Annotated in this window: 13 protein-coding genes; 4 read left to right on the forward strand and 9 right to left on the reverse strand. The window is 61.5% G+C overall.

Translation table 11 applies throughout. The features are described from left to right. Positions 1-115: 115 nt before the first annotated feature. Complete coding sequence (locus ACEN9O_RS13120) at positions 116-1,234, forward strand: ribonucleotide-diphosphate reductase subunit beta (protein ID WP_495617969.1); 1,119 nt, start codon at positions 116-118, stop codon at positions 1,232-1,234. Positions 1,235-1,361: 127 nt separating this feature from the next. Then, positions 1,362-2,411: a PDDEXK nuclease domain-containing protein gene (locus tag ACEN9O_RS13125; RefSeq protein WP_495617970.1), complete on the forward strand. Its 1,050-nt coding sequence runs from the start codon at positions 1,362-1,364 to the stop codon at positions 2,409-2,411. A gap of 1,231 nt (positions 2,412-3,642) precedes the next feature. On the opposite strand, the gene ACEN9O_RS13130 is transcribed toward ACEN9O_RS13125, so the two are convergent. Next, the gene (locus tag ACEN9O_RS13130) at positions 3,643-3,849 is read right to left on the reverse strand and encodes a hypothetical protein (protein ID WP_495617971.1); all 207 of its coding nucleotides are present in this window, start codon (positions 3,847-3,849) and stop codon (positions 3,643-3,645) included. Between ACEN9O_RS13130 and ACEN9O_RS13135 the strand changes: the two genes are divergently transcribed. Further along, entirely contained in the window at positions 3,830-4,645 is an 816-nt protein-coding gene (locus ACEN9O_RS13135) for a hypothetical protein (protein WP_495617972.1), read from the forward strand. The two genes, ACEN9O_RS13130 and ACEN9O_RS13135, sit on opposite strands and share 20 nt — an antisense overlap. 80 nt (positions 4,646-4,725) lie before the next feature. Then, positions 4,726-5,256 carry a YggT family protein gene (locus ACEN9O_RS13140; protein ID WP_301546345.1) on the forward strand — a complete coding sequence of 177 codons (531 nt, stop codon included), beginning with the start codon at positions 4,726-4,728 and terminating at the stop codon, positions 5,254-5,256. A gap of 139 nt (positions 5,257-5,395) precedes the next feature. On the opposite strand, the gene ACEN9O_RS13145 is transcribed toward ACEN9O_RS13140, so the two are convergent. The 8 genes from ACEN9O_RS13145 to ACEN9O_RS13180 form a co-directional block, all read right to left on the reverse strand. After that, complete coding sequence (locus tag ACEN9O_RS13145; RefSeq protein ID WP_495617973.1) at positions 5,396-6,334, reverse strand: carbohydrate kinase family protein; 939 nt, start codon at positions 6,332-6,334, stop codon at positions 5,396-5,398. A gap of 9 nt (positions 6,335-6,343) precedes the next feature. Continuing rightward, positions 6,344-7,831: a DUF3426 domain-containing protein gene (locus ACEN9O_RS13150; RefSeq protein ID WP_495617974.1), complete on the reverse strand. Its 1,488-nt coding sequence runs from the start codon at positions 7,829-7,831 to the stop codon at positions 6,344-6,346. A gap of 8 nt (positions 7,832-7,839) precedes the next feature. Further along, entirely contained in the window at positions 7,840-8,772 is a 933-nt protein-coding gene (gene prmA / locus ACEN9O_RS13155; protein ID WP_495617975.1) for a 50S ribosomal protein L11 methyltransferase, read from the reverse strand. After that, positions 8,772-10,157 carry an acetyl-CoA carboxylase biotin carboxylase subunit gene (gene accC / locus ACEN9O_RS13160; protein ID WP_495617976.1) on the reverse strand — a complete coding sequence of 462 codons (1,386 nt, stop codon included), beginning with the start codon at positions 10,155-10,157 and terminating at the stop codon, positions 8,772-8,774. The genes prmA and accC overlap by 1 nt, the downstream gene beginning before the upstream one ends. Positions 10,158-10,268: 111 nt before the next feature. Continuing rightward, the gene (gene accB / locus ACEN9O_RS13165; protein WP_495617977.1) at positions 10,269-10,733 is read right to left on the reverse strand and encodes an acetyl-CoA carboxylase biotin carboxyl carrier protein; all 465 of its coding nucleotides are present in this window, start codon (positions 10,731-10,733) and stop codon (positions 10,269-10,271) included. 88 nt (positions 10,734-10,821) lie between these two features. After that, positions 10,822-11,259 (reverse strand): type II 3-dehydroquinate dehydratase, encoded by a 438-nt coding sequence (aroQ, locus tag ACEN9O_RS13170; protein ID WP_492927768.1) that lies wholly within the window; start codon positions 11,257-11,259, stop codon positions 10,822-10,824. Positions 11,260-11,342: 83 nt separating this feature from the next. Continuing rightward, entirely contained in the window at positions 11,343-11,891 is a 549-nt protein-coding gene (locus tag ACEN9O_RS13175) for a TlpA family protein disulfide reductase (RefSeq protein WP_495617978.1), read from the reverse strand. Next, positions 11,888-12,529 carry a hypothetical protein gene (locus ACEN9O_RS13180; protein ID WP_495617979.1) on the reverse strand — a complete coding sequence of 214 codons (642 nt, stop codon included), beginning with the start codon at positions 12,527-12,529 and terminating at the stop codon, positions 11,888-11,890. Before ACEN9O_RS13180 ends, ACEN9O_RS13175 begins: the two co-directional genes overlap by 4 nt. Between the last annotated feature and the right edge of the window lie 38 nt (positions 12,530-12,567).

Here is a 12,567-nt window from a genome sequence, read left to right on the forward strand (position 1 = left end):
CCCGCGAAAGCGGGGACCCATGCTGAGGCGAGTAGCTCGCTCAGCATGGATTCCCGCCTGCGCGGGAATGACAATGGTACTAATATATATACATAGAATTCAGAGGAAAACCATCATGTCGCTGTCCTGGGACGAAGAGGCCGCACCGGCCGCATCACAAGCTGCAGTCAACCAAGCCGCACTGGCCACCGGCGAAGCCAACGCCGAGCAAGTCGCGCGTCGCGTCAATGCCGACGACAAGCGCATCATCAACGGCAAGACCGACGTCAACCAGCTGGTGCCGTTCAAGTACAAATGGGCGTGGGACAAATACCTGGCCGGCTGCGCCAACCACTGGATGCCGCAGGAAGTGAACATGCAGCGCGATATCGAGCTGTGGAAGAACCCGAACGGCCTGACCGAGGACGAGCGCCGTCTGGTCAAGCGCAACCTGGGCTTCTTCGTCACCGCCGACTCGCTGGCCGCCAACAACATCGTGCTGGGCACCTACCGCCACATCACTGCCCCCGAGTGCCGCCAGTACCTGCTGCGCCAGGCCTTCGAAGAGGCGATCCACACCCACGCCTACCAGTACATCGTCGAGTCGCTGGGCCTGGACGAGGCGGAGATCTTCAACGCCTACAACGAGGTGAAGTCGATCCGCGACAAGGACGAGTTCCTGATCCCGTTCATCAACACGCTGACCGACCCGGCTTTCACCACCGGCACCGTGCACAGCGACCAGCAGCTGCTGAAGTCCCTGATCGTGTTTGCCTGCCTGATGGAAGGCCTGTTCTTCTACGTCGGCTTCACCCAGATCCTGGCGCTGGGCCGCCAGAACAAGATGATGGGCGCCGCCGAGCAGTACCAGTACATCCTGCGCGACGAGTCGATGCATTGCAACTTCGGCATCGATCTGATCAACACGATCAAGATGGAAAACCCGCTGCTGTGGACGCCGGCGTTCAAGGAAGAGATCAAGCAGCTGTTCCTGAAGGCGGTGGACCTGGAGTACGCCTACGCCGAGGACACCATGCCGCGCGGCGTGCTGGGCCTGAACGCCACCATGTTCAAGGGCTACCTGCGCTTCATCGCCAACCGCCGCGCCACCCAGATCGGCCTGGAGACGCTGTTCGAGCAGGAAGACAACCCGTTCCCATGGATGAGCGAGATGATCGACCTGAAGAAGGAACGCAACTTCTTCGAGACCCGCGTCATCGAATACCAGACCGGTGGCGCGCTGAACTGGGACTGATCGTTACGCTGGCTGTAGAGCGTCACTCAAAAAGCCTGGCAATTGCCAGGCTTTTTGCTTTTTGATGGCATTGCTGTTCCCGCATACGCATATTCTGACTGCTTGATGATGGCATGGCGGTGCAGTCATGAGCAGAGCCAATTTGACGTCGATATCCGGCCTGGAGGTCCTCCATGCGGAGTTGCGTGCCCTTATAGAGTCCAGCCGTCAGCGTTTATCCAGCGACGTTAACGCAGAACTGAGCCGTTTATATTGGACTGTGGGGCAGCGTTTGCTGTGCCAAGTACTGGCTGGCAAGCGGGCTCGATATGGAGCCCAGATAATGACCCGCTTAGGGCAGAAGCTGGCAAATGAGTTCGGTCGTGGCTTCGAGGTGCAGAATCTTCGCCGTATGGTGCAGTTTGTACAAGCCTTTCCTGACTTGGAAAATGTCGCATCGCTGATGCGACATTTGAGTTGGACTCATTTTTTGCAGCTGCTGCCAGTAAAGGAGGAGGCTGCCCGATGGTACTACGCGCAGCAAAGTATCGCGGAAGGGTGGAGTGTACGCGAGCTTCGTCGGCAAATTGAGCGGAAAAGCTATGAGCGAAGCGAAATCGCCGCATCACGACTCCCACCGGCGGAGGAGCCTCGCACCGAGGCCACATCCGCCGTCGTCTTCAAGGACCCATATTTTCTTGATTTTCTTGGCTTACGTCGGGGCTATGATGAAGCCGACCTGGAGGCCGCAATCCTGTTCCAGTTGGAGGCCTTTATTCTTGAGTTGGGAAGGGGCTTTGCTTTTGTAGAGAGGAACAAACGCATGGTGATAGATGCCGAGGATTTCCATCTTGATCTCTTGTTTTTCCATCGACGCCTCCGTCGCCTGGTAGCCATTGAACTCAAACTTGGGCGCTTCAAAGCTTCTCATAAAGGACAGATGGAGTTGTATCTTAAGTGGCTGGACAAGCACGAGCGCCATTCTGGCGAGGAGTCACCCATTGGATTGATTTTGTGTGCGGAAGCCAGTCATGAGCAAATAGAACTGCTTCAGATGCATAGGGATGGCATCACTGTGGCCGAATACTGGACTGAGCTGCCTCCCAAGGCAGAACTGGAGCGCAAGCTGCGTATGGCGCTTGAGGAAGCGAGAGAGCGCTTGACTCAGCGAGGAGTTTTATTCGGCTCCTTGGACTAAGGTTCCGGGTTCGCATGTCGATGATGCGCAGCCCGCGTCTCATGTCAATGACGGCTATGCCGGCAGGCTCATAGCGCAGCAGCGATCCGCTGCAGCTATCTAATAGCGTAAACAAACGTACCGGTTGGCCCGCGAGGCCAACTGCGACCATACGATCGACGACGCTGTAGCGCTCCGGTGGTACGGCAAGCCGGCGTGTGCGTGAAGCGGATGTGACGAAGTCCGGCCGCGATAGATGGCGGACGCCGTCGGCCACATGCGCAAGAATATCGTCGCCGAGCCGATGGCCGTGCCTAGTGCGTCCACCGGCGCACCCTGTCACGCTTGATGAAGCGCGTCTCCGCCGGCATGAAGGTCTGCCTGTGTCGCCGCGAAAAACGATGAGCAGAAATGAGCGGTGGGCGATCACGCGCCGCGTCGCGCGCGCGTGCCGTCCGCGCGCACCGCAGTATTGTGCTTGCCATTCGCCGCACTGTGTCTCATAATCGCGACGAAATTAAAACAGTGAGTAGCGGCGGCGCGCAAGCGATGCGCAAGCGCTCTCGAATTCGGAAGCGGATGGTGCGGATTTTTTCGCCGGTGGCGGCGATGTCGCAGAAACCCAGGCGCCATAAGGCGCGCTTTGAAGCGCTCCTTTTTCGCGCGACACCGCGAAGGTTTTTTCGAACTCGATTGAGCGCGCACATCGCGGCGCGACGACGCAAGCGGGCACGCGGAATCGGCATGCGCATGTGAGTTGAAGCGCTTAACGCGAAAAAAAGCGCGCGAATATCTATCGTGCTGGTTGCGCACCGACAAGGTTTTCGTGTACTTTACGAGATTGAAAATGCGTGTTTTAAAGTGTGCCGAAATTTGACGACGCACACGCCGCAGAAATGATCGCGATACGGGATACAGATTCACACAGATATGCACAAGACCATACCGTTTTTGTTTAGCCGTCTCGCCTGATTAGGTTCAGGCTGGGCGGTTTTTTGTTTGAAAACGAAAACCGTGTTGGGCTGCGACGTAGGTCCCTGGAGCTGAGTGCACGCCCGACCACCCGCAAAACGTCGCAACAAGATTTGTACCTGAGCGCCTTCCGGCCACGGACGGCGACCAGGTTGATGGCTGAAGTGCTGCACTCGTGAGGGGTTGCAGCAGTTCAGCTGGTGCCGAATTCATTAGCGCAAACCGTCGTTCGTTTGTGCCGATGAATAATTCGCCTGGCCTAATTCCGGGCCGGACGGGTTTAAATCTTGTAATGAATTTTTCCCATCCCCGATGAAGGAGAACTAAAAATGGCAACAGCCGCAAAGAAACCAGCAGCAAAGAAACCGGCCGCGAAAGCCGCCGCCCCAGCGAAGAAGCCTGTCGCAGCGAAAGCCGCCGCCAAGCCAGCAGCCAAAGCTGCCGCTAAACCAGCCGCTAAACCAGCTGTGAAAAAAGCCGCTGCCAAGCCAGTCGCGAAAAAGGCCGCCGCTAAACCAGCAGCCAAGCCAGCAGCAAAAGCAGCAGCTAAACCAGCAGTGAAAAAAGCTGTCGCCAAGCCAGTCGCTAAAAAAGCCGCAGCCAAGCCAGCCGCTAAACCAGCAGCAAAAAAAGCAGCAGCCAAGCCAGCAGCGAAAAAAGTAGCCGCTAAACCAGCAGCGAAAAAAGTCGTCGCCAAAGCAGCAGCGAAACCAGCAGCGAAAAAAGTAGCAGCCAAGCCAGCAGCGAAGAAAGTCGCCGCCAAGCCAGCAGCTAAAAAAGTCGTCGCCAAAGCCGCCGCCAAGCCAGCCGCTAAAAAAGCCGCCGCTAAACCAGCAGCGAAAAAAGCAGCAGCCAAGCCAGCAGCGAAAAAAGTAGCCGCTAAACCAGCAGCGAAAAAAGTCGCAGCCAAGCCAGCAGCCAAAAAAGCTGTCGCCAAAAAACCAGCGGTAAAAGCAGCAGCCAAACCGGCTGCAAAGGCAGCGGCTAAGCCAGCAGCAAAAAAGCCGGTTAAAGCAGCTGCCAAGCCAGCTGCTAAAAAGCCAGTCGCCAAGAAGGCCGCCGCTAAACCGGTAGCCGCTCCGGCCGCAGCGCCAGTAGTGGCAGCCGCCGCTCCTGCCGCCAAGCCAGCCGCGAAAAAAGCTGCCCCGAAAAAGGTCGCCGCACCGAAGAAGGAAGCTGTCGCCAAGCCAGCCGCTCCAGCTCCGGCCGCAGCGCCTGCAGCAAAAACCGTGTTGGCACCGGCCGCAGCATGGCCGTTCCCAACCAGCACCCGTCCTAGCTAATTAAATAGCTTGGATGCCTGCTGAGGCAATGGGCCGCTGTGTGAGACAATCACACAGCGGTTTTTTTTTGGAGGGGACTCGTGCTTAGTATCGTTAAGTTGATTGTCGACGCCATCGCCACGCTGTTGGGCGGGGCTTTATTGTTGCGTTTCTGGATGCAGGCGATCCGTGTCCGCCCACCGGCATCGGTGGCCCAATTTACGTTCCAGCTGTCGGACTGGCTGGTGCGCCCGCTGCGCCGCATCGTGCCCGGCGTGGGCGGCTATGACTGGGCCAGCCTGATCGGGGCGTTCCTGATCGTACTGCTGGCCACCTCGGTGATGTACCTGGCCGGCTGGACCACGCCGCTGGTGCTGCTGATGGCCTTCCAGCGTTTCCTGGAATGGATACTGTACGGCTTCATGGCCTTGCTGGTGATCGAGGCGATCTTCAGCTGGGTGAACCCGCATGCGCCGCTGGCGCCGTTCGTGCGCGCGCTCAACGAGCCGCTGCTGCGGCCGATCCGCCGTGTGGTGCCGCTGGTCGGCAACCTGGACTTGTCGCTGCTGGTGGCGCTGATCCTGCTGCAGATCGCACTGCTGGTGCTGGGCATGCTGTTCAGCGGACGCTGAGCGGCCTAACCCCCAAAGCAAAGGGCAGACCGTTGAGGTCTGCCCTTTTGCATTCACGGCGCGATTGAGCGGCGTTCCAACCCGGTGAGGCTGGGGTCGGACCCCGTACGGGGTCAGACCCCTCTGAGCGCCGTGCGGGTTAGTAGCGGTAGCCGAAGGCGGCTTCGAAGCGGTCGGCGATCTCGGCGGCCGTCAGCTTGTGGTTCTGCGCGCCCTTGCTGGCGATCTTGATCGCGCCCAGCAGGCTGGCCAGGCGGCCCGTGGTTTCCCATTTCCAGCCGTTGGTGATGCCGAATATCAGGCCGGCGCGGTAGGCGTCGCCGCAGCCGGTCGGGTCGATCGCCTCGGCCACCGGCACGGCCGGGATCTCGATGCGCTGGCCGCCGGTGTAAATTTCCGAACCCTTTTCGCCGCGGGTGATGATCAGCGCTTCCAGGCGGCCGGCGATGTCCGGCACGGTCAGGCCGGTGCGGTCCATCAGCAGTTCGATCTCGTAGTCGTTGGTGGTGACGTAGGTGGCCTGGTTGATGAACTCGATCAGCTCGTCGCCCTTGAACATCGGCAGCTGCTGGCCCGGATCGAAGATGAACGGGATCTGCAGCTTGGCCAGGTCGGCGGCGTGCTGCTTCATGCCCAGGTGGCCGTCCGGCGAGATGATGGCGAGCGCGGCCGGACCGGCCTTGGCGACCTGGTTCTCATGCGCGTACGACATGGCGCCGGGGTGGAAGGCGTTGATCTGGTTGTTGTCTTCGTCGGCGGTGACGAAGCACTGGGCGTTGTAGGCTTCCGGCTTGATCAGGATGTTGTCGGTGGACAGGCCGAGCTTGCGGAAGCGCTCCATGTAGGCGGCATTGTCCTGGCCCATGACGCCGACGATGCGCGGGTCGCCGCCCAGCATTTTCAGGTTGTAGGCGATGTTGGGCGCGCAGCCGCCGAACTCGGTACGCATGGTCGGCGCCAGGAAGGAGACGTTGACCTTGTGCAGCTGGTCGGCCAGCAGGATGCTGTCGAAGCGGCCGGGGAATTGCAGGATGGTGTCGATAGCGATCGAGCCGCAAATCAAAGAGGTCTGGGTCATGATAGATCTTTAAGGATAGAAGACTGCGATGTGATAGCCGGATGCTTTCAGCTGCTTTAATTCGAAGTACAGTTTGACAGATTGTTCGGTGTGCGGGGCGAAGCCTTTGTCCAGCGCGACGTCGGCGCCCAGGTATTCGCGCGGCGTGAACACGCGGCGCAACACGGCCTTGTCGCTGGCGTCGTCCAGCACCAGCTCGATATGCGGCCAGGCCTGGGCGGTGGCGCTCTGGTTGCGCAGCTGGGTGGTGAAGGAGAAGGTGGTCTCGCTCAGGGTCTGCAGCTCGCCCTGTTCGATGCCGAGGTCGTCGATCTGCGCCGGCAGTTCGATCTTGCAGCCGAGCGCGGTGCAGGCGGCGGTCAGCGCCGGCTTGAGCGGCGGCAGCGCGGCGGCGATCTGGTTGCGGAAGGTGGTCAGGCCCTGGGCCGCCAGGGTCGCCAGCAGCAGCAGCGAGCCCAGGCTCATGGCGATGGTCGTGGCCCGGCCGAACTTCTGGCGGCGGCGCTCGCGCTTGATGAAGCCGGGTTCTTCGGCCTCGTCCTCGGCGGCCGGGAGGTCTTCGTCGGCGGGCTGGTCCGGCAGCAGCGCGTGGGTGTGGACGGCCTGGGCCTGGGCTTCGGCCAGGCCGGCGGAGGACAGGTGCACCAGCGCTTCCTCGTCCACCTCCTCGAGTTCGTTGAAGCGCGCGGCCTCGCTGACGGGCGCGGCGGCGATGGCGTCGGCCGGCAGCGCGTCCAGCGTCGGCTCGATGCGCTGGTCGGCCAGCATGGAGGTGAAGGATGCGGGCGCGGGCTCGCTGCCAGGCTCGGCGGAGTCCTGCTCGATGACGGCCAGTTCGGCCGCCAGCGCGGCCTCCAGTTCCTGGTCCGACATGGCTTCGATGCTGAGCGCGTTTTCGAGCGGATCGGTATCGGCGTTGGGTTCGGCATCCCACTGCGGTTCCTGTGCCGCGGCTACGGCAGACTCGGGCTCGGGCTCGGGGTCAGGTTCAGGCTCCACGTCCAGATCGAGGTCCAGCGCTTCTTCCACTGCGGGCGGCAGGCTGGGCGGCTCTGCTGGCAGCGACAGGGGGCTGGCGGCGAGCGGTTCGTCGTCGTAGCGGCCGTCATCGTATGGCTGGCCGGCGTCGGCCGGTGATTCGGGCTCGACCACGGCGGGCGCATCGGCCTGCTCGATGGTTACGGCTGCGTCGGCCGCGTCCATCGCGGTATCGAGCTCGAGCGTGTAAATGGGTTCCGCGGTTTCGCTGCCCAGCACTTCGGCCGCGCGGGTGTCCAGCGCGGCCATCTTCTGGTCGAAGGGCGTGCTTGCGGGCAGTGGGGCGGTGCGGAATTCAGGCGCCGGGGGCGCTGCGGCAAGCGGCTCCAGCAGGGCCGCGTTGCCGTCGAAGACTTCATTGCAGGAGCCACAGCGCACTATGCCCCCACGTAATTTCAACTGGTCATGGGCGACCCGAAATACCGTGTTGCAGTGGGGGCATTTAGTGGCGAGCGCCATTGCTGTGGTTAGCGCGCCGCAGGAACCACATCGCTGCCGAGGCGGCCGTGCAGCGCCACCCAGCCGTCTTGCTCAGCCCACACGCCCAGCTTGATGAACGGGGCGTAGGCCGCCGCCACTTCCTCGGCCTGGCGTGCCAGCACGCCCGACAGGATCAGCGCGCCGCCATCGGCCACGCGGCCCGACAACATGGGCGCCATCAGCTTGAGCGGACTGGACAGGATGTTGGCGACGACGATGTCGAAACGCTGCGTCGCATGCTTCGATTGGGCGAAGGTGTCCGGCAGGAAGTACTCGATCTCGCACTTGTTGCGCTCGGCATTGTCGGCCGCCGATTCGATCGCCTGCGGATCGATGTCCACGCCGACCACTTCGCCGGCGCCGACCTTCTTGGCCACCATGGCCAGGATGCCGGAGCCGCAACCGTAGTCGAGCACGGTCTTGCCCGGCGCCGGATTGGCTTCCAGCCACTCCATGCACAGACGGGTGGTCGGATGGCTGCCGGTGCCGAAGGCCAGGCCCGGATCCAGTTTCAGGATCAGGCCGTTGGCGTCAGGCGCCTCGTGCCAGCTCGGCACGACCCAGATGTTCTTGCCGATATGGATGGGCGCGAACTGCGACTGGGTCAGGCGCACCCAGTCCTGCTCCTCCACCTTGCGGGTGGTGAACTTGGGCAGCGTGGCCAGGCCGATTTGTCCGGCGGCGGCCGCCACGATCACGGCCTGGTCGTCGTCTTCGTTGGTCAGGGCGACCACGCGGCTGTGTTCCCACGCCGCCTCGGTCGGTTCCATGCCCGGCTCGCCGAACAGCGGTTTTTCCGCGTCGGTGCCTTCGTCCGCGTCTTCCACGGACACCGACAGCGCGCCCACGTCCATCAGGGCTTCCGACAGTGCTTCCGCGTGGTCGCGGGCGATTTCGATGACGATTTCAGTCCAGCTCATTATTGTGGCGCCTTGTTACTTAAACTCAGTTTATGCAGGTCTGGCATGTCCGCCAGTTTTTGCTCCAGATAATGGATGTTGGTGCCGCCTTCGATGAAGCGGGCGTCGACCATCAGCTCGCGGTGCAGCGGGATGTTGGTCTGGATACCCTCGACCACCATCTCCGACAGCGCGATCTGCATGCGGCGGATCGCCTGCTCGCGGGTGGCGCCGTAGGCGATCACCTTGCCGATCATCGAATCGTAGTGCGGCGGTACATAATACCCCGCATACGAGTGCGAGTCGACGCGGATGCCCGGGCCGCCCGGCACGTGCCAGGAAGTGATGCGGCCTGGCGACGGCGTGAACTTGAACGGGTCTTCGGCGTTGATGCGGCACTCGACCGCGTGGCCGGACAGCATCACGTCGCGCTGGCGGAAGCGCAGCTTCTCGCCGGCGGCGATGCGGATCTGTTCCTGCACGATGTCGATGCCGGTGATCATTTCGGTGACCGGGTGTTCCACCTGCACGCGGGTGTTCATCTCGATGAAGTAGAACTCGCCGTTCTCGTACAGGAACTCGAAGGTGCCGGCGCCACGGTAGCCGATCTTGCGGCAGGCTTCGGCGCAGCGGTCGCCCACTTTTTCGATCAGCTTGCGCGGGATGCCCGGCGCTGGCGCCTCTTCGATGACCTTCTGGTGGCGGCGCTGCATCGAGCAGTCGCGTTCGCCCAGCCAGACGGCGTTCTTGTGTTCGTCGGCGAGGATCTGGATTTCCACGTGACGCGGATTTTCCAGGTACTTCTCCATATAGACTTCCGGATTGCCGAAGGCGCTACCGGCTTCGGTCTTGGTCATCGCCACGGCGTTGATCAGCGCGGCTTCGGTATGCACCACGCGCATGCCGCGGCCACCGCCGCCGCCGGCCGCCTTGATGATCACAGGGTAGCCGACCTTGCGCGCAATTTGCACGATCGCCTTGGGATCGTCGGGCAACGCGCCCTCCGAACCTGGCACGCACGGCACGCCGGCCTTGATCATGGTTTGCTTGGCCGAGACCTTGTCGCCCATGATGCGGATCGATTCCGAGCGGGGACCGATGAAGACGAAGCCGGATTTTTCCACGCGCTCGGCGAAGTCGGCGTTTTCCGACAGGAAGCCGTAGCCAGGGTGGATCGCTTCGGCGTCCGTCACTTCGGCGGCGCTGATGATGGCTGGCATGTTCAGGTAGCTGAGCGTCGACGGCGCAGGACCGATACACACCGATTCATCCGCCAACTTCACGTATTTGGCGTCTTTGTCCGCTTCCGAGTGGACCACAACCGTCTTGATGCCCAGCTCGCGGCATGCGCGCTGGATACGGAGGGCGATTTCGCCACGGTTGGCAATGAGGATTTTTTCAAACATGATAGGTTCGCGTAGGTCTGTGAGCACCGGCAAGCCGGTAACATCAGGTAGAGGAGGGAATGCGGACCAAGCCGGCGCGCCCGTCACCGAAGGGGAGGGCGCAGGCCGGTCTTAGCCTATCACAAACAGCGGCTGGCCGAACTCGACCGGTTGGCCGTTCTCGACCAGGATCTGGGTGATCGTGCCGGACTTGTCGGCGTCGATTTCGTTCAGCAGCTTCATCGCTTCGATGATGCACAGGGTGTCGCCTTCCTTGACGACGGCGCCAACTTCGACGAACGCCGGCGAACCAGGGGCGGACGAACGATAGAAGGTGCCGACCATCGGCGACTTGACCACGTGGCCGGTCGGCTCGGCGGCGACGGCAACCGGCGCTGCAGCGGCGGCGGCCGGTGCGGCGGCCGGGGCAGCGTGGTATTGCGGCATGCCTTGCGGCTGCATCATCACCATCTGGTTTTGCGGCATGGCGGACGACTTGACGATGCGTACCTTGCTCTCGCCTTCGGTCACTTCGAGTTCGGCGATATCCGATTCCGCGACCAAATCAATCAAGGTCTTCAGCTTGCGTAAATCCATGTAACCCCCAGGAATGTCTTGTTATGTAAGTGTGAGCGGTAGCGCCTTTTGGGCGGGACCGCGCGAAATTGCGCGCAGATCGCGTAGATTATCGCCTTTTAAGGACGAAGTCGATGGCAAACCGATATCCTTCGATACCCAGTCCGCAAATAGTACCTATAGCGATCGCGCTAAGAAATGAGTGATGGCGAAACGACTCGCGCTGGTAAATATTCGAAATATGCACTTCAACAAACGGTATCGCCACGCCCGCCAGGGCGTCGCGCAGGGCCACGCTGGTGTGCGTCAGGCCGCCCGGATTGATGACGATGGCATCCACGCCTTCCGCTCTGGCGGCATGGATGCGGTCGATCAGCGCTCCTTCGTGGTTGCTCTGGAAGCAGGACAAGCTCGCGCCCGCTGCCTGGGCTTGTGCCTGGGCAGCGTGTTCGATGTCGGCCAAAGTGCTAGCGCCGTAGACCTCAGGCTCGCGGCTACCCAGCAAATTCAGGTTGGGACCGTTGAGCAGTAGGAGGTTTTTTGCCATGGTTCAGGACCGTTTTCCGCGAAAGTTCCGCATTTTGCCGCCAACCGCCGGCATTGGCAAGAGAAAAAAACTTGTAAAACTATTTACAGAGTTGCCAGGTCCTTGCGCAGCTCGTCAAACTTCAGGCGGCCCAGATAGGTCTTCTTGACCTGACCGTCGGCGCCGATCAGCACCGTGTAGGGAAGGCCGCCGCCGCCGTTGCCGAACGAGCGCGAGAGGTCGGTGCCGGCCATGCCGGCCACGAAGACCGGGTAGCTGATTTTGAACTTGTCGCTAAATTCGGCGATATTTGTCGGTGAATCGATGCCGATTCCGATAACTTGCAGCTTCTTGCCCTCTTCTCCGGCGGCCAGCGCCGACAGCTCCGGCATCTCCTGCACGCAGGGACCGCACCACGGCGCCCAGAAATTGACCAGCATGGCCTTGCCTTTGTATTGGGCCAGCGACTGCGACACGCCTTTTGCATCCGGCAGCGATTGCTTATATAAGGCGTCCACCGGACCGGTGATGCCGGCCGGCTGGGCCGTGGCGACCGGCGACGCCTGGTCTTTTTTATGCATGCCGACGTAGGCGCCGGATGCGGCGAATAGCAAAGCGACAACTACATAGGCTGCGAGGTGTTTTTGATTCATGGTTGAGCTTGGTCTGGGTTTTCGTGAGTACTGTTAACTAGTAGGGCGCGCACGGCGGCGAGATCGGCGCGCATCAATTTGCCGTCGCCGCGGGTTTTGACGGCGCCGCGCAAATCGTCCAGTTCATACAAGGCGGCGTGTACGCCTTCCTTGTGCCACATGAAGCTGACGGTCTCGACCGTGCCGTGGCGCGGGCCCTTGAAGTGCGGCGTCTCGGTGATGTCGATTTGCAAATTACGGTTCAGCAGGAAGATTTCCACTTCCTTGGCGCTGTCGGCGAACAGCTGCAAATGAATGTCGTCGTGCGGGCCGGCCGTGCCATTCAGGACGGCGCCGGTCAGGTAGGGATGGAAGGCGGCAAGGCCCTCCATGATGTCGACCGCCAGCGTGCGCAGCCGGAACAGGCGGGCGGGCTGGGTGTCGGCATGGAATAGCGATTGGTAGATCCGCACTTCCGCCTCGATCTGGGCGTTGTCCGGCAGCAGGTTCAGCGGCGGCTGGGTGTCGCCGAGGATCTGCTTGGCGGCCTTGCGCTTGGCCGTGTTGTAGTCGTGGCCGTCCTGGGCGATCAGGCGTGCGGCGGCCGCGGCGATCTCCGCACGCAGCAGCAGGACTTCTTCGATAACATTCGGCGTCATGGACGAGATAATACTCTTAACCGGGAAAAGGGCGTCGG

The sequence above is a fragment of the Duganella sp. Dugasp78 genome (assembly GCF_059491455.1).

Excerpts from the sequence above, each read along its gene's own strand:
- ACEN9O_RS13120 (WP_495617969.1), top strand. The coding sequence starts at position 116 with ATGTCGCTGTCCTGGGACGAAGAGGCCGCACCGGCCGCATCACAAGCT.
- ACEN9O_RS13125 (WP_495617970.1), top strand. The coding sequence starts at position 1,362 with ATGAGCAGAGCCAATTTGACGTCGATATCCGGCCTGGAGGTCCTCCAT.
- ACEN9O_RS13145 (WP_495617973.1), bottom strand. The coding sequence starts at position 6,334 with ATGACCCAGACCTCTTTGATTTGCGGCTCGATCGCTATCGACACCATC.
- ACEN9O_RS13150 (WP_495617974.1), bottom strand. The coding sequence starts at position 7,831 with ATGGCGCTCGCCACTAAATGCCCCCACTGCAACACGGTATTTCGGGTC.
- prmA (WP_495617975.1), bottom strand. The coding sequence starts at position 8,772 with ATGAGCTGGACTGAAATCGTCATCGAAATCGCCCGCGACCACGCGGAA.
- accC (WP_495617976.1), bottom strand. The coding sequence starts at position 10,157 with ATGTTTGAAAAAATCCTCATTGCCAACCGTGGCGAAATCGCCCTCCGT.
- accB (WP_495617977.1), bottom strand. The coding sequence starts at position 10,733 with ATGGATTTACGCAAGCTGAAGACCTTGATTGATTTGGTCGCGGAATCG.
- aroQ (WP_492927768.1), bottom strand. The coding sequence starts at position 11,259 with ATGGCAAAAAACCTCCTACTGCTCAACGGTCCCAACCTGAATTTGCTG.
- ACEN9O_RS13175 (WP_495617978.1), bottom strand. The coding sequence starts at position 11,891 with ATGAATCAAAAACACCTCGCAGCCTATGTAGTTGTCGCTTTGCTATTC.
- ACEN9O_RS13180 (WP_495617979.1), bottom strand. The coding sequence starts at position 12,529 with ATGACGCCGAATGTTATCGAAGAAGTCCTGCTGCTGCGTGCGGAGATC.